This is a genomic window from Kitasatospora sp. NPDC052896 (assembly GCF_044547075.1).
Lineage (GTDB): Bacteria > Actinomycetota > Actinomycetes > Streptomycetales > Streptomycetaceae > Kitasatospora.
Genome location: NZ_JBITZU010000025.1, coordinates 37,258 through 59,014 on the forward strand (window position 1 = coordinate 37,258; position 21,757 = coordinate 59,014).

25 protein-coding genes are annotated in these 21,757 nt (G+C 72.7%); 15 read left to right on the forward strand and 10 right to left on the reverse strand.

Annotation, left to right across the window (positions count from 1 at the left end; all coding sequences use genetic code 11):
* Nucleotides 1-74 precede the first annotated feature (74 nt).
* The gene (locus tag ACIGXM_RS31195; RefSeq protein WP_396566793.1) at nucleotides 75-221 is read left to right on the forward strand and encodes a hypothetical protein; all 147 of its coding nucleotides are present in this window, start codon (nucleotides 75-77) and stop codon (nucleotides 219-221) included.
* Between the two features lie 31 nt (nucleotides 222-252).
* Nucleotides 253-489 (forward strand): DUF6087 family protein, encoded by a 237-nt coding sequence (locus tag ACIGXM_RS31200; protein WP_396566795.1) that lies wholly within the window; start codon nucleotides 253-255, stop codon nucleotides 487-489.
* Between the two features lie 235 nt (nucleotides 490-724).
* Here ACIGXM_RS31200 and ACIGXM_RS31205 read toward each other — a convergent pair whose 3' ends face one another.
* Nucleotides 725-1,333: a hypothetical protein gene (locus tag ACIGXM_RS31205; RefSeq protein WP_396566797.1), complete on the reverse strand. Its 609-nt coding sequence runs from the start codon at nucleotides 1,331-1,333 to the stop codon at nucleotides 725-727.
* A gap of 359 nt (nucleotides 1,334-1,692) precedes the next feature.
* Between ACIGXM_RS31205 and ACIGXM_RS31210 the strand changes: the two genes are divergently transcribed.
* Nucleotides 1,693-2,262, forward strand: coding sequence for an NUDIX hydrolase (locus tag ACIGXM_RS31210; protein WP_396566799.1), 570 nt, complete (start codon nucleotides 1,693-1,695; stop codon nucleotides 2,260-2,262).
* 111 nt (nucleotides 2,263-2,373) lie between these two features.
* On the opposite strand, the gene ACIGXM_RS31215 is transcribed toward ACIGXM_RS31210, so the two are convergent.
* Nucleotides 2,374-3,078 (reverse strand): DUF899 family protein, encoded by a 705-nt coding sequence (locus ACIGXM_RS31215; RefSeq protein WP_396566801.1) that lies wholly within the window; start codon nucleotides 3,076-3,078, stop codon nucleotides 2,374-2,376.
* 167 nt (nucleotides 3,079-3,245) lie between these two features.
* A complete protein-coding gene (locus tag ACIGXM_RS31220) occupies nucleotides 3,246-6,056 on the reverse strand; it encodes a penicillin acylase family protein (RefSeq protein ID WP_396566803.1) in 2,811 nt (936 codons plus the stop codon).
* A gap of 215 nt (nucleotides 6,057-6,271) precedes the next feature.
* Here ACIGXM_RS31220 and ACIGXM_RS31225 point away from each other — a divergent pair, with 215 nt between their 5' ends.
* Genes ACIGXM_RS31225 through ACIGXM_RS31235 form a run of 3 tightly spaced genes read left to right on the forward strand, consistent with a single transcriptional unit; the run spans nucleotide 6,272 to nucleotide 9,638 of the window.
* Nucleotides 6,272-7,564, forward strand: a complete 1,293-nt coding sequence (locus ACIGXM_RS31225; protein ID WP_396566805.1) for a glycosyltransferase family 4 protein — start codon at nucleotides 6,272-6,274, stop codon at nucleotides 7,562-7,564.
* Nucleotides 7,561-8,715: a glycosyltransferase gene (locus tag ACIGXM_RS31230; RefSeq protein WP_396566807.1), complete on the forward strand. Its 1,155-nt coding sequence runs from the start codon at nucleotides 7,561-7,563 to the stop codon at nucleotides 8,713-8,715. The genes ACIGXM_RS31225 and ACIGXM_RS31230 overlap by 4 nt, the downstream gene beginning before the upstream one ends.
* Nucleotides 8,712-9,638, forward strand: a complete 927-nt coding sequence (locus ACIGXM_RS31235) for an SGNH/GDSL hydrolase family protein (protein WP_396566809.1) — start codon at nucleotides 8,712-8,714, stop codon at nucleotides 9,636-9,638. Before ACIGXM_RS31230 ends, ACIGXM_RS31235 begins: the two co-directional genes overlap by 4 nt.
* Here the strand turns inward: ACIGXM_RS31235 and ACIGXM_RS31240 are convergent.
* Nucleotides 9,623-10,099 carry a YcxB family protein gene (locus ACIGXM_RS31240; RefSeq protein ID WP_396566811.1) on the reverse strand — a complete coding sequence of 159 codons (477 nt, stop codon included), beginning with the start codon at nucleotides 10,097-10,099 and terminating at the stop codon, nucleotides 9,623-9,625. The two genes, ACIGXM_RS31235 and ACIGXM_RS31240, sit on opposite strands and share 16 nt — an antisense overlap.
* A 150-nt stretch (nucleotides 10,100-10,249) precedes the next feature.
* A complete protein-coding gene (locus tag ACIGXM_RS31245; RefSeq protein ID WP_396566813.1) occupies nucleotides 10,250-10,786 on the reverse strand; it encodes an NUDIX hydrolase in 537 nt (178 codons plus the stop codon).
* A 122-nt stretch (nucleotides 10,787-10,908) separates the two neighbouring features.
* Here ACIGXM_RS31245 and ACIGXM_RS31250 point away from each other — a divergent pair, with 122 nt between their 5' ends.
* The 6 genes from ACIGXM_RS31250 (at nucleotide 10,909) to ACIGXM_RS31275 (ending at nucleotide 14,969) form a co-directional block, all read left to right on the forward strand.
* Nucleotides 10,909-11,574 (forward strand): HAD family hydrolase, encoded by a 666-nt coding sequence (locus ACIGXM_RS31250; protein WP_396566815.1) that lies wholly within the window; start codon nucleotides 10,909-10,911, stop codon nucleotides 11,572-11,574.
* Between the two features lie 22 nt (nucleotides 11,575-11,596).
* Complete coding sequence (locus ACIGXM_RS31255; RefSeq protein ID WP_396566817.1) at nucleotides 11,597-12,241, forward strand: HAD family hydrolase; 645 nt, start codon at nucleotides 11,597-11,599, stop codon at nucleotides 12,239-12,241.
* Between the two features lie 21 nt (nucleotides 12,242-12,262).
* On the forward strand, nucleotides 12,263-13,447 hold the full coding sequence (locus ACIGXM_RS31260) for a helix-turn-helix domain-containing protein (protein ID WP_396566819.1): 1,185 nt from the start codon (nucleotides 12,263-12,265) through the stop codon (nucleotides 13,445-13,447).
* 55 nt (nucleotides 13,448-13,502) lie between these two features.
* Nucleotides 13,503-13,700, forward strand: coding sequence for a hypothetical protein (locus ACIGXM_RS31265; RefSeq protein WP_396566821.1), 198 nt, complete (start codon nucleotides 13,503-13,505; stop codon nucleotides 13,698-13,700).
* Nucleotides 13,701-13,858: 158 nt separating this feature from the next.
* Entirely contained in the window at nucleotides 13,859-14,185 is a 327-nt protein-coding gene (locus ACIGXM_RS31270) for a hypothetical protein (protein ID WP_396566823.1), read from the forward strand.
* A 142-nt stretch (nucleotides 14,186-14,327) separates the two neighbouring features.
* Nucleotides 14,328-14,969: a uridine kinase gene (locus ACIGXM_RS31275; protein WP_396566825.1), complete on the forward strand. Its 642-nt coding sequence runs from the start codon at nucleotides 14,328-14,330 to the stop codon at nucleotides 14,967-14,969.
* Here the strand turns inward: ACIGXM_RS31275 and ACIGXM_RS31280 are convergent.
* Nucleotides 14,961-15,380, reverse strand: coding sequence for a hypothetical protein (locus ACIGXM_RS31280; protein ID WP_396566827.1), 420 nt, complete (start codon nucleotides 15,378-15,380; stop codon nucleotides 14,961-14,963). The genes ACIGXM_RS31275 and ACIGXM_RS31280 overlap by 9 nt on opposite strands.
* Before the next feature lie 93 nt (nucleotides 15,381-15,473).
* Between ACIGXM_RS31280 and ACIGXM_RS31285 the strand changes: the two genes are divergently transcribed.
* Nucleotides 15,474-16,064, forward strand: coding sequence for a TetR/AcrR family transcriptional regulator (locus ACIGXM_RS31285; protein WP_396566829.1), 591 nt, complete (start codon nucleotides 15,474-15,476; stop codon nucleotides 16,062-16,064).
* Between the two features lie 33 nt (nucleotides 16,065-16,097).
* Here the strand turns inward: ACIGXM_RS31285 and ACIGXM_RS31290 are convergent, their stop codons facing one another.
* Complete coding sequence (locus ACIGXM_RS31290) at nucleotides 16,098-16,580, reverse strand: DUF2269 family protein (protein ID WP_396566831.1); 483 nt, start codon at nucleotides 16,578-16,580, stop codon at nucleotides 16,098-16,100.
* A 336-nt stretch (nucleotides 16,581-16,916) separates the two neighbouring features.
* On the opposite strand from ACIGXM_RS31290, the gene ACIGXM_RS31295 reads away from it, so the two are divergent.
* Nucleotides 16,917-18,218: a choice-of-anchor A family protein gene (locus ACIGXM_RS31295; RefSeq protein WP_396566833.1), complete on the forward strand. Its 1,302-nt coding sequence runs from the start codon at nucleotides 16,917-16,919 to the stop codon at nucleotides 18,216-18,218.
* 72 nt (nucleotides 18,219-18,290) lie between these two features.
* Here the strand turns inward: ACIGXM_RS31295 and kynU are convergent, their stop codons facing one another.
* Both kynU and ACIGXM_RS31305 read right to left on the reverse strand, forming a co-directional pair.
* On the reverse strand, nucleotides 18,291-19,541 hold the full coding sequence (gene kynU, locus ACIGXM_RS31300; protein WP_396566835.1) for a kynureninase: 1,251 nt from the start codon (nucleotides 19,539-19,541) through the stop codon (nucleotides 18,291-18,293).
* Nucleotides 19,538-20,404 carry a tryptophan 2,3-dioxygenase gene (locus ACIGXM_RS31305; RefSeq protein WP_396566837.1) on the reverse strand — a complete coding sequence of 289 codons (867 nt, stop codon included), beginning with the start codon at nucleotides 20,402-20,404 and terminating at the stop codon, nucleotides 19,538-19,540. The genes kynU and ACIGXM_RS31305 overlap by 4 nt, the downstream gene beginning before the upstream one ends.
* A 210-nt stretch (nucleotides 20,405-20,614) precedes the next feature.
* On the opposite strand from ACIGXM_RS31305, the gene ACIGXM_RS31310 reads away from it, so the two are divergent.
* Nucleotides 20,615-21,049, forward strand: coding sequence for an Lrp/AsnC family transcriptional regulator (locus tag ACIGXM_RS31310; protein WP_396566839.1), 435 nt, complete (start codon nucleotides 20,615-20,617; stop codon nucleotides 21,047-21,049).
* 13 nt (nucleotides 21,050-21,062) lie between these two features.
* On the opposite strand, the gene ACIGXM_RS31315 is transcribed toward ACIGXM_RS31310, so the two are convergent.
* Nucleotides 21,063-21,701: a MarC family protein gene (locus ACIGXM_RS31315; protein WP_396566841.1), complete on the reverse strand. Its 639-nt coding sequence runs from the start codon at nucleotides 21,699-21,701 to the stop codon at nucleotides 21,063-21,065.
* Nucleotides 21,702-21,757 lie beyond the last annotated feature (56 nt).

Below are 21,757 nucleotides of genomic sequence, written 5' to 3' on the forward strand. Positions count from 1 at the left end.
CCATGGCGCGACAGCAAGTCGAACGTCGGCACGATAATGGCGTACGCCAGATCGGCCCGCGTCGGCTCTGGGACGTGGTCGAGGAACTGCACGGCCTGTTCAACGTGGCGCCAGCTCGCGACGAGTTCGGACTCACGATCACCCCCGAGGGCCAGCCGGCATGGTGGCGCGCGGAGGACGGCCCCGGCTGGGACCTGCCCGAGGTAGCGTTCGCTGCGTAGCCTCGTCGGCACGACGGTGTAGGAGGGCGCGGTGGAGGAGTCACTGGAGGACTGGTACGCCCGGCGGCAGCAGCGCCGGCGCTCACCTGGCACCCTCCGGATACTCCCGCTCGCCCCTGGGGCGCAAGCCGCCCACCTCCATCCGGAAGCACCGAGGCTGGTCCTCGAATGGGACGGCTACGGCTGGGTGCCTGCTGCGGTGGCCGATGACTACGCCGCAGCCGGCGCTCTCCTACGGCCGCCCACTGGGCGGCACCGCAAGGTCTGAACAACAACGGACCCCGGCATTCCGCCCTTCTCTCACGGCACCTCTTCCGCAGGCAGTCCACCTGTCCCAGGGCTTCGCGCCGGGCGTCCTCGTGCACACGTCGAGCTCGACCGGCCAGCCGGTCCGCGTGGTGAACGCCTACCCGGCACCCTCCCCCCGGCTGCCGGATTCGCCGTCGGGAACGCCGGCCCGATTCCGGCGGGCCGGGGTCCTTCCGGTGCTCCGGGCGGCACCGTCACCACTCGTCGTAGTCGCCGATCACCCGGAAGCTGCCCACGACGCCATCGTCACCGAACAACAGGCCCCCATGGACGGTACTGGTCACAACGCCGTTGGTGTCGCCGTACGGACCCACGGTGGCGACCGGAGCTCCGTTGTCACAGGTGAAGCCGCGGAAGACCTCGACGGTCTTCCGGCTGTCGTTGAAAATGCTGAAGCTGCTGGAGCCCAGCCCGCTGACCGCGGAGATGCAGCCCTCACCGGCGGCGGCGTACTCGCGTTCGTTGAAGTAGATCCTTCCCACGTCCCGGTGGCGGTCGCCGCGTTCGCCGCCCCCGTGGTCGCGGTCCCGGTTCCGCTCTTCGCCTCCGCGTCCGCCGTCCTGGTGGTCGCGGCTCTCGCTCTGCTCTCCGCTCGTGCTGCCGCCGGCCGGAGCAGCCGCGGCAGCCGCGGCAGGGGCGGCCTGCTCGACAGGCTGAGCCGCCTGTTGGACCGGTGGGGCCGCCTGCCGGACAGACGGGGACGCGGGGGTGGATCCGGAAGTCGAGGCGTAGGTGATACCGGTGGCCGCGAGTACCGCCGCGCCTAATCCGGCAGTGGTCACGGTGAACGTACGCGTACGCATGTCACTTCTCTCTGTCTCACGGGACGTCGGCCGGGCGACCGACCTGCGACGAACGTAACGAGAGCCCCTATGGCTGTCATTTCGGACATGTCCGAGGTGTGATGCCATGAGTCCAGCCAGGTGGAAATGCGGCTTTCAGCGCATACCGCTGAAGCATCCGTACCTCGCAAGCCTCTTCCGGGTCGAGAACCGCTCCGTGTGGGGCCCTCCCGTTGCGAGTGACGCCACCTGGTTGTCCTGGGCCGGCGCCGGGCGGGTGGCGGCCGGCGGGTGCCGGCGGTGCGCTCGGCGCGCCCGACGGCGGCGAGGCGGCGGGGATTTCGATCGTCGTGGGTGGGGCGGCACCCTACGATGGCGGCATGAACGGTGAACGGAGTGTGCTGGAAGGGCTGTTGGGACGCTACCGGCCGCAGGGGGAGCGGGAGGTCGCGGATGTCGCGCGGGTGCGGGCCGTGCTGGCGGGCGGGGGCGACCCGTGGTCGCGCGAGACGGCACTGCATGTGACCGGGTCGGCGTTGGTCGTTCATCCGCCGACCGGGCGGGTGTTGTTGCGTTGGCACCAGCGGCAGCAGGCGTGGTTGCAGGTCGGGGGTCATGGGGACCCGGGGGAGACGGATCCGCTGGCGGTCGCGCTGCGGGAGGGGCGGGAGGAGACCGGCCTGACCGATCTCCTCCCGTGGCCGGACGCGGAGTTGGTGCAGGTGGTGATCGTGCCGGTGCCGGCGAACGAGCGGGAGCCGGCACACGAGCACGCCGACCTCCGCTTCGTGCTGGCCACCGACGCACCGGAGACGGCTCGCCCGGAGAACCCGGCCGCCGCGCTGCGTTGGCTCACCCTGGCGGAGGCCGGGGAGCTCGCCACCGAGCAGAACATGCGGGAACTGCTCGCCAGGGCAGGGGGGTTGTTCGCCGCGTGGCGGGCGGGGTGAGGTCCGGACGTGGTCGTGCGGCGCGCCCGGGCGGCGGAGGGGTTCGACGGGCGGGAGCGGGGCGTTGCCGTCGTGGGACCCTGCCGTTCGGTGGGCGCTCGGGTGCGGTGCTCAGTACTCCAGCCCGGGGTACCAGTCGCCGCGACCTTGCGGGGTGAGGTCCAGCAGGTGCCAGACGGGGGAGAGCAGGTCGATGCCGCGCTGGTCGATGTCCTCGGCCATCCGGGGGCGGCTCGTGTAGCGATGGCGCACCGCGCCGTCCTCGTCGCGGGTGAAGACCGAGACGGTGGCGTCCTGGTTGCCCTCGGCGTCCTCGCTGCCGAGGTCGTACTTGAAGGTGTTGGCGCCGCAGCTGAGCAGTCGCAGCCGGTCCCAGCCGCGACGGCGGGCGTGGGCGCGCAGCGGGTGCGGGTCGGCGGCCGCGACGATCGCGAAGTCGACGTTGCGGGCCAGGTGGTGCGCGACCGCGTTGTAGCCGTCGATCCACATCGTGCACATCGGGCACGGGCTGGTCTGCCGCTTGCCGTACATGAAGTGGTAGACGATGAGCGGCCGGTTGGTGGCGGTGAACAGCTCGCTCAGCCGCACCTCCTGTACCGGGTCGTCGCCGTCCTCCAGCAGGGCCGGCCCCTCCAGGAAGGTGTACTCCGCCAGCGCCGGGCCCGGTGGGAGGGCGCGGCGCCGAGCCGCGACCCGTTCCCGGTTCCGCATCAACTCGACCTCAGCAAGCCGGAGTTCCTCGCGGGCCGCGAGGTAGGCGGGGGTCTCGCCGGGGAGCCGGGTGCCGTACGGAGCGAAGGGGTCAGCGGGCGTCATGGACCGATCCTGGGACGACGGGCCGTCGGCGGGTGCCGCCGCGACGGTCGGGCGGGTACTCCCGGCCAGCCTCGGCGCTGCCCGCCGGCCGGGCAACCGGGGCTGCGCCGTCCGGGGGCGGGGGTGGCCGCCCGGATCCCGGGCGGCCACCCCCTTCAGGACGGCGATCAGCGGTGGGCGGGGAACTGCACCACCTGCTGGTAGGTGGGCCGGTTCTGCCAGGTGATCTTGTCGTCGGTGATGCCGCCCAGCGGCCGCTGGATGATGGTGTCGGCGCACCACTGGTCACCGGCCGAGCAGTCGCTGTCACCCGGATAGACCTGGGCCGGGGTCTCGGCCGCGGCCTGGGAGAGCGTGGTCAGCAGCGTCTGCCGACAGGCGGAGAGGTCGCCGCCGCCGCAGAACGGCTGGGCGAGCGGGCCTGCCACCGGCTCGCCGAGGACGGCCCGCAGGTCCTTGTCGACGTAGCTCCACCAGCCGTACTGGAAGGACGAACCCTTGTGCGGAATGGACTCGTTGGCGCTCACCGGGCCGCCGGCGGTCGGTCCGGTCTGGCCGCCGGACGGTGACTCGTTGATCTGCAGCGCCCCGGTCAGCGCGCTGAACAGGGCGTCGCCCATGCCGGGTTGGAACTCGCCCTGGGCCAGCAGCGGCCACCAGGCGTCCATGACCCGGATCGCGTCCGAGTCGGCGTAGCTCTGGCTGCCCGGTGAGGTCTCCCTCAGCTGTGTGCCGTCCGCCTGCCAGGTCTGCAACTCCTGGACGATGGCGGCCTGTTGGGGATCGGTCACCGGTGCGCTGGTGATCACCTTGAGCAGGTCTGGCAGCACGTCCTCGCCGCGCAGGTCGGTCAGCGCCGCGCTCTCCATCGCCTGGACGACCTCGGCGCGGGTCACGTCGCCCTTGGCGACCAGCGCCTTGACCCGGCTGTCCAGCAGGTTGGCCCGGTACACCGAGCCGTCGCCGAAGCCCGCGGCGCCGTAGGCCGGGGCCTGCTTGTTGTTCCAGGAGACGTAGTAGTCCTGGTCCACTGACTGCGGATGCTGGGCGGGTGGGGTGTAGTCGGCGGTGTTGGTGGCCGGGTCGAAGTTCTGCCACTCGTAGGCGGGTTCGGCCCAGATCGGCAGGCCCGGGTCGACGCCGGCGGCACGGACCGGGTTGGCGCCCGAGTTGTAGTAGGCGGTGTCGGTGGAGTCCGCGTAGAACCAGTTGAAGGTGTAGTCGATGTGCTGCACCGCCTGTTGGAAGGTGGCCGCGGAGTGCACCACGTCCGGGTCGTTGAGCATCTGGAAGCCGATGATCGAGTCGACCTCGTGGTCGTAGGTGGAGCGCAGCGAGGTGAACGCCACCGGTTTGCCGCCGACCGTGCCGCGGGCGGTCACCAGGCCGTAGTCGGAGCGGTACATCACCAACGAGTAGGAGCCGTCCGGGGTGGAGTCGGCGGCGGTCGGGGACCACTGGTCGGTCTGCGTCAGCTTGTCGAAGGGCACGCAACTGCCGTGGTAGAGGTAGTCGTTGGAGGCCGTGGTGACCGGCGATCCGTCGGTGGTGCAGAGCGGGACGGCGTAGGTGTCGGTGATGTCCTGGCCGGCCGAGGTGGCGCTCCAGGCGTAGTCCTGGCCGCGGCCCAGCTCGACGTAGAAGCTCAGCCCGGCGAAGGCGGCGCCGCGGGCACTGATCCCCGGCCCCTGCAACTCCTCCAGCATCAGCAGCTGCGGTGCGAAGTAGCCGGTCTGCGGGCCGAAGACGGCGATCGGGTGGCCGTCGTCGGTGTACTTCCCGGACACCACCAGGGCGTTGGACATCCCGTGCTTGGCGGTGAGCAGGTTGCCGGGCAGCACACCGGGTGCCGCGGTGGTGTTCGAGGTGGCCGATCCCGTCGCGTCGTAGATGAGTTGCTCGGGGACCACCGAGCCCGGGTCGGGCATCGCCACGCCCTGCGGGTCGGCGGGCGGCAGCGCGTACGGGAACGACTGGCCGTCGTGCACCGTGCTGACCGCCTCCGGGTCGTCGGCCTCCCGCAGCGACAGCCAGAGCTGATCACCGGCCGCCGTGCCGTACTTGGCGTCGGCCGCCTCCTTGACCTCGGCGGACTGCAGTTGGCCGCCGCCGCCGGAGCCGAACAGCGCACCGATCACCGAGGCCAGCGCCACCAGGTCGGTCAGCGTGAACGGTTGGATCGAACCCTCGTTGGTGATCGCGTTGATGTGCCCGGTCAGGTCGTACTCACCCGGGAAGTAGCGGCCGTTGTAGGACTCGTTGATGTACTGGTTGATGCCGTCCACGTAGGCCTGCGCGTCGGCCAGCGCCTGCTTGCCGGCCGGGCCCTCGGTGGCGACCGCGTTGATCTGCGCCTGCAGCTCGTCCTCGGTGTACGGCGCGGCCTGCCAGAAGCTCTGCTCGAGCTGCCGGTTGGCCGCCGCGCCGCCCGCGAAGCCGGACAGCTCGCCGCGGCCGACGTGCCGGAACAGGTCCATCACCCAGAGCCGGTCCTGGGCCGCGGCGTAGCCGGCACCGAACTCGGTGCCGTAGCGGGTCGTGCCGGTGATGTGCGGGACGCCGGTGGCCTTGTCGCGCACGATGGTGACGTCCGGGCGCGGGCTGATGCTGCTGGCCACCTGGTCGGCCGGGACGCCGAACGAGGCGTCGTTGAAGAAGTCGGTCAGCTGGGCGTCGGTGAGTCCGGGGTAGCTGTTGGCCAGTGCGGCGTAGGTCGAGAGCTGGTCCTCGGTGTGGGCGGGCCGGGTGCCGAAGACCTTGTTGGCGAGGATGTCGGCCAGCGTGGCGTTGCCGTTCTCGCCGGGCGGCAGGATGTCGTCGCACTGGCCGCCGCAGTAGTCGACGGCGGTGGTTCGGGGGGTGGCCGAGGCCCGGGCCGCGGTGGCGGAGGCCGGGACGGCGGTGGCCGGCAGGGCGATGCTGAGGGCGACCGCTAATCCGGTGCCCAGGAGTCGGAGGTGCCAGGGGCGTCTGCGCAAGACCTGCTCCTCACTGTGGGGGTGGGGAGTTGACGGTAAGGGCGCTACTGGTCGGTTGGCTAGCCGGTGTGCGCGGATTTGTCATGATTCTTTGTCATGTCTTGATCGAATCTGATCGGAGTTCGAGCGGGGCTGCGGCAAAGTGCTGGCCCCCGTTCGCCTGTGCGACAGATCCCTTTGGCCCGGCGCACGTCCGGTGCGGCAACAACCATGGCATGCGAGTCGCCATCGTCACCGAGTCCTTCCCTCCCGAAGTCAACGGCGTCGCCCACAGCGTGCTGCGCACCGCCGAGCACCTGGTCCGGCGCGGGCACCAGCCGCTCGTCATCACTCCTGCCCCGGCGCGCGGCGCCAGCTGCCCGCCGGGTTCCTTCGCGCCGGGCACCGGAAGTGCCGTGGAAGCCACCGAACTGCCGGTGGTCCGGATCCCGTCCGTCCCGCTGCCGGGCTACCCCCAGGTCCGGCTCGCGCTGCCGAGCACCCGGCTCGGCGCCGCGCTGGCCGGGCACCGGCCCGACCTGATCCACCTGGCCAGCCCCTTCCTGCTGGGCGCGCGGGGGATGGCCGAGGCCGCCCGGCTGGGGATCCCTGCGCTGGCCGTCTACCAGACCGACCTGGCCGGCTACGCGCAGGCCTACCGGGTCGGCGGCGGCCTCGGCGCGACCGTGGCCTGGCACCGGATCCGCGCGGTGCACCGGGCCGCCGCCCGCACCCTGGCCCCCTCCACCCCGGCCGCGCAGGACCTCACCGCGCACGGCGTGCCCCGGGTGCACCTGTGGCCGCGCGGGGTGGACTCGCTGCGCTTCCACCCCCGGCACCGCGACCCGGCGCTGCACCGCGCGCTGGCCCCCGGTGGCGAGGTGCTGGTCGGCTACGTCGGGCGGCTGGCGCCGGAGAAGCGGGTCGACCTGCTCGCCGGGGTCTGCCGGCTGCCCGGCGTCCGGCTGGTGGTGATCGGCGACGGCCCGAGCGGGCCGGGGCTGCGTGCGGCACTGCCCGGCGCGGTCTTCCTCGGCCGCCGGACGGGTGAGGAACTGGCGCGCTGCTACGCCACGTTGGACCTCTTCGTGCACACCGGTCCGCTGGAGACCTTCTGCCAGACCGTCCAGGAGGCGATGGCCAGCGGGGTGCCGGTGGTCGCCCCGGCGGCCGGCGGACCGCTCGACCTGGTCGGGCACCGGCGCACCGGGCTGCTGGTCGCACCGCGGGACGGCCGGGCGGTCACGGCGGCGGTCGCCGAGCTGGCCGCGGACGGTCCGCGGCGGGTGGCGTACGGGCGCGCGGGGCGGGCGGAGGTGCGCGGCCGCAGCTGGGAGGCGGTCGGCGACCTGCTGCTGCGGCACTACGAAGAGGTGCTCGCGGAGTGCGGGCGGGCGGTGGAGGGGGTTGCTCCTGCCGTTCCGGCTCCCGCTCCTGCCGTTCCTGCTCCCGCCGCTCCCGCTCCTGTCACTCCGGCTCCCGCTGTGCTGCCTCCGGTCGCCGAGCCCGTCGCGGAGCAGCCGGTATGACCTCCTCGCTGTGCATCGTCCGGCTGGCCAACTTCGTCACGCCGGTCTCCGGCGGCCTGCGCACCGCGCTGCGCCACCTCGGCGCGGGCTACCTCGCGGCCGGCCACCGGCCGGTGCTGATCGTCCCCGGTCCGCGCCGGCGCGACGAACTCACCGACCAGGGAAGGGTGATCACCCTGCCGGGCCGTCCGTTGCCCGGCAGCGGTGGCTACCGGCTGCTCGCCGACCGCCACGCGGTGGCCGCCGAGCTCGCCGCGCTGGCCCCCGACCGGCTGGAGGTCTCCGACCGCACCACCCTGCGCTGGACCGGGAGTTGGGCCACCCGTCGGGGCATCCCGGCAGCCATGGTCTCGCATGAGAGCGCAACCGGCCTGCTGCGCACGCACGGTGTGCCGTCACCGGTCGCCCGGGCGCTCGCCGACCGGCTCAACTCCCGTACCGCGCGGTGCTATGACACCGTCGTCTGCACCACTGCCTGGGCCGCCGCCGAGTTCCGCCGGCTCGGGGTGCGGAACCTGGTACGGGCACCGCTCGGGGTGGACCTGGCGCTGCTGCACCCGGACCGCCGCGACCCCGCCGTCCGGGCCCGGTACGCGTCACCCGACCGCACCCTGCTGGTGCTCTGTTCGCGGCTCTCGGCGGAGAAGCGGCCCGGGCTGGCGCTGGACGCGCTGGCCGAGCTGCGGGCCTGCGGGCACCGGGCGGCGCTGGTGGTGGCGGGCACCGGACCGCTGCGCGAACGGCTCGAGGCGCGGGCCCGGCGGGCCGGGCTGCCGGTCCGGTTCCTCGGGTACGTCTCCGAACGGCGGGAACTGGCAGGGCTCTTGGCGAGTGCCGACGTGGTGCTCGCGCCCGGTCCGGTGGAGACCTTCGGGCTGGCCGCGCTGGAGGCGCTGGCCTGCGGAACGCCGGTCGTGGTCAGCCGTTCCTCCGCGCTCCCGGGGATCGCCGGGCCGGCCGGCATGGCGGCGGAGGACAGCGGCGCGGGCCTCGCGGCGGCGGTCCTCGCGCTGCTGGCCCGCCCCGAGCCACAGCGCCGCGCGACCGCCCGGGCGCGCGCGGAGGGGTACGGCTGGCCGGCTGCGGTGGCGGCGTTCCTGGCGGTACACGAGTCGGCGCGGGCGTCCGTCGAGGTGGGGGGAGTGCGATGACCGTTCCCGTGCGCTTCGCGGCGCTGGGCGACTCGCTCACCGAGGGGGTGGGCGCGCCCGCCGCCGACGGCTGGCACGGCTGGGCGGCGCTGCTCGCCCCCGCCCTGGCCGCGGAGCCGGTGGGCTGCCGGTTGCGCAACCTCGCCACCAGCGGCGTGCTCGCCGCCGACCTGCCCGCCGCCCAACTCCCATCCGCCCTGGCCTTCCAGCCGCACTTCGCGGCCGTGCTGGCGGGCGGCAACGACACCCTCCGGGCGGGCTTCGAACTGCGACGCACCGCTCTTGCGTTGGACACCACGCTGCGCGAACTGTCGTGCTCCGGAGCGGTGTTGCTCACCGCCTGCCTTCCCGACCCCGGGGCGCTGCTCGGCCTGCCGAGCCCGCTGGCCCGCCCGCTGGCCCGCCGGATGGCGGCCGTCAACGCCGTGGTGCACGGACTGTCGCGCCGCCACGGTGCGGTGCACCTGCACCTGGCCGACCTGCCATGGCGCACCGACCGCGCACTGCTCAGCGCGGACCGGCTGCACCCGAGCCCGTCCGGCCACCTGCTGATCGCCCGCGAGTTCCACACCCTGCTGACGGCGGCCGGCCACCACCTCGGCTCCCCACCCGCCGCCGTCGCCGCCCCACCAGCGCCGAGCCGGGCCGCCGACCTCTGGTGGCTCGCCACCCGCGGCACGGCCTGGGTGGCCCGCCGCAGCGTCGACCTGCTCCCGGGCCTGCTCGCCCTGGCGGCGGCGGAGACCCGCCAGCGGCTGCGCGGTGCGGGGGCGGAGCTGGACGCCCGGTCGGCGGCGGTGACGGAGGAGGTACTGGCGGAGCTGGGCGGTGGCCCGCCCAGTGGTGACGGCGGTCGTCCGGCGGTGGTGTCCCTGCCGAGATCACCCTCCGGCCGGGCCGCGAAGCTCTACCTGGCGGAGTAGTTGGGCAACGCGGTCAGGAACTGGCTCACTTCGGCGGCCTCGGCGGGCTCGAACGCCCTCTTGGGCACGGACACGACGGTGACCTTGGCGAGGTACAGGTGGAAGAACTCCTCGCTCTCGGCCACCTTGACGAACCGGTACCACTCCACCTCCGACTTGCTGCCGGGCTTGCGGAAGACGGCCTTCTCGTCGTCGAGAACGACCTTCATCGACCCGGGGGACTGGCGCAGGGCCCGCGCGATGGCCCGCTTCACCCGCACGGTGAACTGCAGGGCCAGAACGACACCGAGCGCCGCCCAGAGGACACCCAGCAGGGTTCTCCCAAGCGCGATCTGGGCCCCGCCCGCCAGCAGCAGCGCCACGGAGCACGCCCACCAGATGCGGCGCCTCGCGCGCAGTGCCACCCTCGTGCCGCGGTAGGCCTCGGCGGCGCTCTGCTCGTAGGTGGCGGTGATGTGCACGGTCCCTCATCCCAGTCGATTCACGCGGCAGCGCATCATTCCAGTGGACCACGGGCCGGGACAAACGGGTCCGACCAACTGAGCGGGGACCTGTCCCGCACTCGACGGCTTCCACTCCGGGCAGGGCGGCCCGCCGTGATCGGTGTGGCGTCAGGCGCGGGCGAGGTGGTGCAGCATGAGCAGGGCGGCTACCGCGTTCGCGCTTCGGATCTCGCCTTCCGCCACCAGTGCCGGCACGCTGCCGAGCGGTACCCACGCTCTGCGGTCGGACTCGAAGTCGTCCTCCGGGGCGCCGACGTACTCGGCGCTTCGAGCCCAGTAGACGTGGTGGCGGCCATCGGCGAGCCCGTTGGACGGCTCGACGGTCAGCAGGTGCCGCAGCGGCCCGGGGCGCCAGCCGGTTTCCTCCAGCATCTCCCGGGCGGCGGCGTCCTCCACCCGCTCGCCGTCCTCCACGACACCAGCCGCCAGTTCCCAGCCCCACGTGTCGGTGATGAAGCGGTGGCGCCAGATCAGCAGTGCTTCGTTGTGCTCGTTGACCGCGGTGGCGAGCGCGACGGGCCGCTGGCGCAGCAGGTAGTGGTCGAGGTGGCGGCCGTCCGGGAGCTCGACGTCGGCCAGGTTGACCTTCAGCCACGGGTTCTCGTAGACCGTGTGCTCGCCCAGGTTCCGCCACACCGACGACATGCGTTGCTCCCACTCTCGACCCTGGCCCGTTGCGCCCAGCCCAGGAAGGCTACGGGGGCACCGAGAGCGAGGCGCCGAGCAGCGCTCCTGACAGGTGCGGAACGCCTCGCTACGCTGCAGCCATGACGACGATCAAGGCCGTGGTGTTCGACGTGGGCGAATGCCTGGTGGACGAGACCCGCGAGTACGGCACTTGGGCTGACTGGCTCGGTGTTCCGAGACACACGTTCGTCGCGCAGTTCGGCGCCACCATCGCTCGCGGGCTCGACTACCGGGAGACGTTCCAGGTGTTCGCCCCGGGGTTCGACCTCTATGAGGAGCGGGAGAAGCGCGCCGCCGCCGGCCGGCTCGAGACCTTCGACGAACAGGACCTCTACCCGGACGTCCGACCCGCGCTCGCCGAACTCCGCGCGGCCGGCCGGTGGCTCGGCATCGCGGGCAACCAGACCGTCCGCGCAGGTCGGATCCTGCGCGAGTTGTTCAGCGGCGACGTCGACCTGATCGGCACCTCGGACGACTGGGGCGCCAGCAAGCCCGACCCCGACTTCTTCCGCCGCGTCGTTGCCGTCACTCCCGCCGAGCCCGGTGAGACCCTCTACGTTGGCGACCGCCTCGACAACGACATCCAGCCGGCCGCCGTGGCCGGGATGCGCACGGCGCTGATCCGGCGCGGCCCGTGGGGTTGGATCCAACAGCACGACCCGGCCGCGGGAACGGCCACCTTCCGGATCGACTCCCTCCATGAACTCACCCACCTGATCGCCGAGTTCAACGCTGGAGAGAGCTGAGCGCCGTAGGTAGCCTGCCTGCATGCCCATCTCCTCCGTCGTCTTCGACATCGGCGAGACCCTCACCAGTGACACCCGCTACTGGGCCGACTGGGCGCGATGGCTCGGTGTTTCCAGGCACACTATGTCCGCCCTGGTGGGGGCCGTCGTCGCCCGGGGGCTCGACAACGCCGAGGCGATCCGACTGGTCAAGCCGGGCTGCGATGTCTCGGCCGAGTGGGCGGCGCGGCGGGCCGCCGGCCAGGACGAGTACCTCGACGAGACCGACCTCTACCCGGATGTCCGGGCGGCTCTCCAACAACTCAGGGACGCCGGGATCTGGGTCGGCGTAGCGGGCAACCAGAACCTGCGCGCCGGGGAACTCCTGCGCAGCATGCGCCTCCCGGCCGACGACCTCGCCACCTCGGCCGAATGGGGTGTCGCCAAGCCCGACCCGGCCTTCTTCGAACGGATCGCCGCCTGGGCTCCCGGCGAGCGCCACCAGATCGTGTACGTCGGCGACCACCCCGCCAACGACATCGCTCCCGCGCACGCTGCCGGGTTCCGCACCGCACACATCCGCCGCGGTCCCCTCGGCCACCTCTGGGCCCGCCGCCCCGAAGCCGCAGCCGCCGACTGGCACGTCAACTCCCTGACCGAACTCGCCGAGCAGCTCACCGCAGCGTGATCGGCGCGCTACCGTGCACCCATGCCCGGCACCAACGCCACCGCGCTCGGCCTACGCATCGCCACCGTCCGCAACGCGCGCGGTTTGACCCAAACGAAGCTCGCCGCCACCGCACGCGTCTCGCTCAGCATGCTCCGCAAGATCGAGAGCGGGGCTCGATCACCCAGCGACGACGTCCTGCACGCCATCGCCGGGGCTCTGCAGACCACCGCCGACCACCTCCTTGAAGGCCCGGGGCACAGTGACAGCCGGGTTCACCGGGCCATCCCGGCCATTCGTGCCGCGATCACCACCTACGACCTGCCTGACGACGGTCCGATCCGGCCCCTGGTCGAACTCGGGGCCGTCGTCCGGCGCACCGTCGACCAACGCCTCAACTCCGAATACGCCCACCTCGTGGAGGGCCTCGACGACCTCATCAGCGAGTTGCAGCGAGCCGTCCAGCACCACCGCGGTGGCGACCGAAAGCACGCCGCACGGCTCCTCGCCGCCGCCTACCGGGCTGCCGACGGAGCCGCCTACAAGTACGGCCACCCCGATCTGTCCGGCAGACTCGTCGAGTTGGTCCGCTGGGCGGCTCGTACCGCCGAGGATCCGGCTCTCGAAGCCGCCGCCGCATACGTTCGAACCGAAGTGTTCTTCGCGAGTGGAATACTGCCCGCCGGGCTCCGTGCGCTCCAGCAAGCGATCAACGCTGCCCCTGCGCCGACCACCTGCCCCCTTCGGGCGGCCGTGGGAGCACTGCACATGCGGGCCGCAGTCGTCGCCGGCCGCATGCACGACGCCGCGATGGCGCAACTGCACCTCGCCGAGGCCGGTCGCCTTGCCGGGGGTGTCCCGGAGGGCATCTACCACGGCACCGCAGTCGGGCCCGCTTCCCTGCGGATCCACGACCTCGCCGTGGCCGTCGAGCTCGGAGTCACGGCCGGCCTCCGGGTCGCAGTCGATGCGGCCGGTAGCTGGGTGCCACCACGAAGCCTGCCCGCTGAGCGCCGCTCCCACTACTACATCGACCTTGCCCGGGCTCAGATGCAACTCGGCCGCCGCGACCATGCCTGGGAGTCGCTACAGGTTGCCCGCAGGATCGCGCCCCAGCATGTGCGGGAGCACGGGCAGGTGCGGGCGGAGCTGGCGACGCTGGTCCGACTGGGCCGGAGGCGCGACGAGCGGCTTCTCATGTATGCGCAGTGGGTCAAGGCAATCTGACGGAGTGACACCGACTGTGTCACTTCGCCTCCTTCGTGGCGGCCAAGCTCGAAGGGTGACAGTGAACAGTGACGATCGCCGCTTCCAGGACGCCATCAGCCCCGCTCGGTTGCACGGCGAAGCCTGCATCGAGTGCGGCAGGAGAGAAGGGCTTCTGACACCAGCGGGACACCGGTACACGGAGTCCTCCGCCGGTGGCCGGCTCGGCTGGGCCGTGGTCGCCTGCCCCGAGCACGTCGAGGAGGAGCGGTGACCCCTGCGCGGACCGCCGACCTGTGGGCGTCGTTGCCGGCTACGACGTGGCTCGCCGGGGTCATGGGTCGGGCGCGACATGACACCGTGCTCGGTTGGGCCCAACGTCCAGGTGGGATCACGCTGTTGCCGTGTGGGGTCCGGTGGGACGCGGTGCGGATGCCCGGGGTGATCGGGCTGCCGGTGTTGCGGGCGTTGCGTGGAGCCGAGAAGCCGACCCTGGGGCCGGTGATGCACGATCGGCGCGGGGATTTGGTGTACTGGCTGGTGCCCGTCGGGCGGTGTGGCGATGGGGAGCCGCCGCACCCCGGTGTCGTGTTGCTCGGTGTCGGTGCGCACCTGGCGGCGCCGGATCCTGATCCGGTTGTCGCGTCTGGGTGGCCGGCCGTGTGGGTGTACTGGCCGCCGGTGACCGGCACCTTGACGGCGCTGGCCGACCTGATGGACGCGGTGCGTGCGCAGCTCGGACCGTCGGAGGAACGATGAGCGTGCAGGGGCCGGCCTGGCGCCTGGCGGTCGCCCATCGGCTCGGCCGGACCGTGGTGGGCCGGGCTGAAGGAGGGGCGGCCCGGCGATCGGGCGGCGGCCCGGCCGACCGTCGTCGTCCTGCTCCCGGCATGATGGGATCATGCGGCTGTCTCCGATCACCTGGCCCCGGCTCGTCACCCAACTCGCCGACCGTGTCGAGCGGCTGACGCCCGCCGATGGTGGGCTCTGGCCGCGGGTCGCCGTGGACGGGGCGCCGGCGGCGCGGGCGGGATGGGTGGCGGCCGGGCTGGCGGAGGAGTTGCGGTTGCTCGGGCGGCAGGTGCGGCGGGTGCCGGCGGCCGGGTTCCTGCGGCCGGCATCGTTGCGGTTGGAGTACGGGCACCAGGACGCCGACGCCTACCACGACCTCTGGCTGGACGGCGACGCGCTCTTCCGCGAGGTCTTCACCCCGCTCGACCCCGGTGGTACCGGCCGGATCCTGCCCGACCTGCGGGATCCGGTCACCGACCGCTCGACCCGCAGCCCGTACGTCGAACTGCCGCCCGGCACCGTGGTGTTGGTGGACGGGCCGCTGCTCCAGGGGCGCTGGTTCCCGTTCGACCTGACGGTGTACCTGCGGATGTCGGCCGCCGCCCTGGCCCGCCGCACCCCGTCCGAGGAGCAGTGGACCCTGCCGGCCTTCGCCCGCTACGAGGAGGAGACCCGGCCGGCGGAGTCGGCCGACATCGTGGTTCGGGCGGACGACCCGGAGCGCCCGGCCTGGTCGGGCGGGTCAGGCTGAGGCGGTGATCGCGGCGACCAGGTCGTCGCCGGTGTACGCCCGGCCGCCGATGCCCCAGCCGCCGTCCAGGGCGTTCAGGACGTTGACCCAGGTGTCCTCGCGGTCGTGGCCGGGGACGGTCGCGGCGTCGACGATGTCGGTCGCGGCGTCGATGAAGGCGGCACGCGCCTCGACGGTCGGCAGACCGATGTTCGGCAGCTTCAGCTCGACCATGACCACCGGCCGGTTCACGCCGCCGGCGTAGACGTGTTCGGGGGCCAGGACGTGGACGGTGCCGCCGACGACGGCGGTGAAGAAGTCGTTGCCGGTCAGGCCGCTGACCCCGATGAGGGCTTCGGTGAGGCGCGGCAGGATCGAGCGCTCGCCGTCGGCGGTGAGGACGCCGCGCGGGGCGGTGACGGTGATGGGCATGGGGTTTCCTCTCTCGGCACGGGTACGGGCACGGGCAGGAACAGTGCTAGCTAGTACGTGCGTACTAGGTCGCTGCCACCAGCCTGGACTAGGATGGCCGTACTAGTCAAGGTGGGAGGGCTGCGGATGGCCGGCGGAACCCGGGACCGGATGATCGACGCGACGGTGGACGCGCTGCGGCGCAACGGCGTGGCCGGGATGTCGTTCACCGACGTGCTGCGGCAGAGCGGGGCGGCGCGCGGCGCGATCTACCACCACTTCCCCGGTGGGAAGGCGCAGCTGATCGCCGAGGCGGCGGAGCGGTTCGGCGCGGAGGTGCGGGGGCACCTCGCCGCCCTGCCGGGTGGGGATCCGGAGGCGGTGGTCGAGGCGTTCGTCGAGCTGGTGCGGCCGGTCGTGGCGGCGTCGGCGACCGGCAGCGGCTGCACGGTCGCCGCGGTGAGCGTGGGATCGGGGGACGACGACGCTCTGCGGCAGGCCGCGGGGACGGCCTTCGGCTCGTGGACCGATGGGCTCGCGGCGCGGCTGGTGATGGCCGGGGCGGAGCCGGAGGAGGCGAGCGGCCTGGCCGCGTTGCTGATCGCCGTGCTCGAAGGCGCCCAGGTGCTCTGCCGGGCGGCCGGGGACACCGAGCCGTTCGAACGAGCGGCTCGGACGCTCAGGGCCGTGGTGCGCAGCCGCTGACGCCGAGCCGCCGAGCCGTCGGACGGAGGTCCGTCAGGCGTGGGTGGTGGAGCCCGGGCGGAAGACCATCAGCACCGTCACCGCGGCCCAGAGCAGCGAGAACATCCCGGTGCTCATGGTGAGCAGCTTCAGGCCGCTGAGCGCCTTCGTCGAGTCGGCGTCCTCCGCGCCCGCCAGGGCCGAGACCACGGCCTCCTGCCGGGGCAGCACCAGGACCAGCAGGATCAGGGCGGCCAGCACGGTCAGCACCAGCGAGGTGATCAGCCAGGGGCTGCCCATCACGCCCATCATCTGCGCGGTGCCGATCCCCAGCACCGGCACGGCGATCCCGAGCATCGCGTAGACCTGGGTGACCCGGTACAGGATCCGCACCGAGGCGGCGGCGTCGGCCTGGTCCGCGCCCTCGACCGCCAGCGCGGCCCGTGCCTTGCGCGGGAACATGCTCGCGGCGACGGTCACCGGGCCGATGGCCAGGATGGCGGCCAGGACGTGCAGGCTGAGCAGAAGTTTGGTCATGGGAGAGGGGCAGCCTTCCGGGGGTGACGGCGACGTGGCACAGTCGCCCGCCTGGCACGCTAACACCCGCTTATCCGCCCTCGAGCACCCGGTCCGGGCTCGGCCGTCCGGGAAGGCAACCACCCACCAGGGCTCGGCCGTCCGGCGGATCTTCGCCGGGCACGCGGCGCTGCCTGCCGACCGCCCGGGCCCGGCCGCCCTTGGATGTGCCCCGCGATGACGGCGCAGTGACGACCAGGGTGGAGGGCGACAGTGGCGGTGGGTGGCATGGGACGGGCAGGCAGACAGCGACGGTCAGGCAACTCCAGGAGAACGGGCAGGCTCGCGGTGGCGACGGTGACGGCGGCCCTGGTGCTCCAGCCCCTGACGGCGGTCGCCGCGCCGTTCCCGCCGCTCGGCGCCTGCTCCGGGCCGGACTGCCCGGCTTCCTACCCGCCGCCGAACAACGGTGACTTCGCGGGCCGGGACGCCACCATCAACGTCTTCGCGGGCGGCAACTACACCGTGGAGGGCCGGGCCGCCGAGGCCGAGGGCAAGATCGTCACGCTGGGCAACCTGACGGTGGCCAAGGTCGGCGGCGGGGCGTTCAACATGGGCGTGGTGGGCGTCGGCTCGCGGGTCCCGCCGCCCAGCGGGACGGATCACGTGACGGTCGGCGGCAACGTCCTGGTGTACGCCGGAAACCGGGTGCTGATCGGCGGCTCGGACTCGAGGACCACGGTCTGGGGCAACCTGCGGTACGGCGGTACGACCACCGGCACGGTCGAGCTGGTCCCCCCGGGCGCGCAGATCCACGACCCGACCGTGGGCACCGCCTTCGCCCCGGTGCGGACCACCATCGCGCGGCTCTCGGCCTGCACGGCCACCGCGGCGGCCACCGGGACGGTCACGGTGACCAACAGCGAGGCCACCTTCACCGGCGACGGCACCAGCACGCGCCAGATCTTCGACGTCAACCAGAGCCTCACGAGCGCGTCCGGCGGGCAGATCGGGCTGGTGTTCCGGAACATCCCGGCCGGGGCGACCGTGGTGGTCAACATGCTCCCGGAGAACGCGGTGATCAACACGTACTCCGGCACCGGGCAGCCGGGCGACCCGCTCACCGGGCTCCGGCCGAAGCTGCTGTGGAACTTCCCGGCCGCCAGCAGTGCCCGGATCACCGGTGGTGCCCAGTTCCAGGGCTCGGTGCTGGCGGGCAACCCGAACGGGACCACCCGGGTGGACGTCGCCGGGCTGAACGGGCGGGTGTACCTGGCCGGCAACCTGGTCCAGGCGGGCACCGGCGGGTACGAGATCCACGCCTACGACTTCACCGGAGACCTGCCGGGGTGCGGCATCCCGACGCCCACTCCCACCCCCATGCCGACTCCCACGCCTCCGATCCCCACGCCGACCCTGACCCCCACACCCACCGCCCGGCCCAGCTGGCCGGGCAGCCACACCCCCTGGCCCACCGGCGGCGGCTCCGGCTCGGGTGGTTCGGGCTGGGGCGGCCACCCCAGCGGCGGCGGTGACGGCCAGCACCTCGCGAACGCCGGTGACGGGCTGGCCGACCCCGGGCTCACCGCGGCGGGCCTGCTGCTGGTGGCCGGCGGAGTGACGCTGCTGGTCGGCCGTCGCCGCGGTCGCCACGGTTAGCGACAAAGCGACAAAGAGAACCGTCGAGGGCGCTCTCCGGGACGATCCGGGGAGCGCCCTCACCCGTCCGGCTCAGGTCACCGCACCGCGCCGGCGGAACCGCTCGTCGTCCCACTCCCCGCTCGCCAGCACCTCGCGCAGCGCCCGGGCCGCGTCCCACACCTCGGTGTACGAGAGGTAGAGCGGGGTGAACCCGAACCGCAGCAGGTCAGGCGCCCGGAAGTCGCCGATCACCCCGCGGGCGATCAGCGCCTGCACCACCGGGTAGCCGTCGGGGTGCCGGATCGCCACCTGGCTGCCCCGCAGCCACTCCTGGCGGGGCGTCACCACCTCGACCTCGCCCACCTGTTGGATGAAGAGTCCGGTCAGCGCGAGGCTCTTGGCCCGCACCTGTCCCAGGTCCACCTGGTCCCAGATCTCCAGGCTGGCCCGGAGTCCGGTCAGTGACAGCAGCGGTGGGAAGCTGGTGAGGAACTTCCCGATCCCCGGCGCCGGTTGGTACTCGGGCCGGAAGGCGAACGGCTCGGCGTGTCCGAACCACCCGGTCAACGGCTGTTCGGCGACGGCGTGGTGGCGCCGTGCCGCATAGAGGAAGCCCGGTGCGCAGGGACCGGCGTTGAGGTACTTGTACGTGCAGCCGACCGCGAAGTCCACGTCACAGGAGGCGAGTTCGATCGGCAGCGCGCCCACCGAGTGGCAGACGTCCCAGATCATCAGCGCGCCCGCCCGGTGCACCCGGGCGGTGATCTCCGCCATGTCGAGCAGCGCGCCGGTGCGGTAGTCGACGTGCGACAGGACGACGGCCGCGACACCGGAGTCGAGGTGGGCGTCCAGCTCGTCCGCGGACGGCAGCTGCACGCTGCGCGCGCCGTCGAAGAGCCGGGTGACCCCGTCGGCGATGTACAGGTCGGTGGGGAACGCCTCCCGCTCGAGCAGCACGGTCCGCCGCCCCGGCCGCAGCCGCAGCGCGGTGGTGAGCACCTTGAACAGGTTGACCGAGACGGTGTCGCAGACCAGCACCTCGCCGGGCCCGGCGCCGACCAGCCGCGCGATCCGGTCGCCGAGCCGGTACGGCAGCTCGGTCCAGCCGGCCGTGTTCCAGCTGGTGATCAGGCCCTGTCCCCACTCCTCCTCGACGGTCCGGCGGAGCAGCTCCGGGGTGCGGACGGGCAGTGCGCCGAGCGAGTTGCCGTCCAGGTAGACGGTGTCGGCGGGGAGGGTGAACTCCGCGCGGAACCGGGCCAGCGGGTCGGCGGCGTCCAGCGCCGCGCACTCCTCGCGGGAGCCGGGCAGCGGGAGAGCGATCGGGCGGGTGACCGTCACAGCTCACCCCGCACGGTCCACAGCTCCGGGAAGACGTCCTGGTCGGCGGCGGTCTTCAGCCAGCTCATCCCGCTCGACCCGGCCGTTCCCGGCTTGGCGCCCATCGAGCGCTTGACCGAGGCGTAGTGCCGCTGCCGCCACAGCGTCACCCGTTCGGCGGTGTCCAGCAGCACCTCGGCCAGCCCGAGCAGGTCGGCGTGGGCCGGGCCGGTGTAGACGGTGTGCCAGGCCGCGGCCACCGCCGGGTTCGCCCGGTACGCCGTGGGGCCCGGGGCGGGGACGTCGGCCAGCAGGCCGCGCCGCCCGAGCAGCGCCAGCACGTCGTCGTAGAGACCCGGCCCGTGCAGCGTGGCGGTCAGCTCCTGGTGGACGGTGCCGTCGGCCGGGTACATCGCCAGCAGCCGCTCGGACTTGTTGCCGAGCAGGAACTCCAGCTGCAGGTAGGCCGAGGACTGGAACCCGGAGGCCTCGCCGAGGACCGGCCGGAAGGCGCTGAACTCGACCGGCGTGAGCGTCGCCAGCAGGTCCCAGGAGCTGGTGAGCACGTCCTGGACGTGCGCCCCACGGCGCAGCGCGGCGAGCGCGTCGGGCAGGTCGTCCGCGCGCAGCGCCCGCTGGGCGAGCGTCCACTCGTGCCGCAGCAGGCCGAAGAGCAGCTCCATCACCTGGGTGGTGACGATGAACGACAGCTCGGCCGGGACCTTGCTGCGCGGCTGTTGCAGGGTGTGCAGCACGTCCAGCCGGGCGTACCGCTCGTACGGGGTGGCCGGGCCGAGCCCGTCGCCGGCGCCGCCCGCCGCCGTGCCGGCGTCCCCCTCCGCGTCGAACGTCAGCTTGGGTGTGCTGACGGTCTGCTGGCCCATGGCGTCTTCCTCCTGCTCGCTGGTGGCGACTATTGTGCGGCGGTGCCGGGCGCTCTTGAATGGGCAACGGGCATGTGATCCGGGGCGTCGCCTTCCATTCTCAAGGTCTTCTGCCGACCGCACCTGTCGATCGGCAAGCCGGCCCGAAACCCGTTCCGGAACCCGTCCCAGGCACCCCAACCGAACCTTCCAGCACTCCCCGGAGCAGCCATGGACGCCGTCGACCACCGTCTGCTCGCCGAGCTGCAGGCCGATGCCCGGCTCTCCTACAACGAGCTGTCCCGACGGGTGAGCCTCTCCGCCCCCGCCGTCGCCGAGCGGGTGCGCCGGCTGGAGGCGGAGGGGGTGATCCAGGGCTACCACGCCCACGTCGACCTGGCCCGCAGCGGGCTGCCGGTGACCGCGCTGGTGCAGGTCCAGTGCTACGGGCCGCGCTGCGTGCTGCGCGACCCCGAGGTGCCGAACTGGCCGGAGGTGCTGCAGCTGCACCGGGTCACCGGCGGCGCGTGCTGCGTGCTGCTGGTGGCGGTGCCGGGGATGGCCGAGTTCGAGGCGCTGATCGACCGGCTGGCCGGGTACGGCCGCCCGGCCAGCTCGATGATCCTCTCCAGCCCGGTGCCCTGGCGGCCGGTGACCCCGCGCTGAGCCCCGGCCGGGCTCAGTGCACCTTGAACGTCAGCGGGACGCCGAGTTTGGCCAGCCCGTTCAGGAACAGCTCGACCCCGACCGCCGCGAGCAGCAGGCCGAGCAGCCGGGAACAGACCTGCAGCGAGGTCTGGTGGGTGCGCCGCAGCAGCGGGATGAGCAGCAGCACACAGACCAGGTTGATCGCCACCACCGCCAGGTAGGCGCTCGCGATGGTGGTCCGCCAGCCCCAGGTGTTCCTGGTCAGCGACTCGACCAGCACCGCCGTCATCGCCAGCGGGCTGGCCACGTACGGCAGCAGCAGCTCGCGCACGCCCTCGGCCAACGGGTTCTTGAGCCGGTCGGTGTTCTCGTCGGGGGCCGTGCCCAGGTGCAGGCCGAGGACCAGGGCGACCGCGTAGATGAAGAAGATCACCGCGCCGGCCAGTTGCAGCGACTCGTCGCTGACGTGGAAGAACTCGGTCAGCGCGTCCGCGCAGTACGCCATGACCGCGCCGACCACGGCAGCCAGCGCCGAGCTGACCAGGGTCAGCCGGCGCATCTCGGCCGAGCTGCGCTCGCGGCTCAGCTGTGCGTACGTCAGCAGCACCTTCGGCGGTCCCACCACGGCGAAGAACGTCACGAAGGCGGTACTCAGATTGAAGACCGACACCCCCTCAGCATGGCCGAGCCGGCCCGCCGAACCGCGGACCAACGCAGCACGAGCGG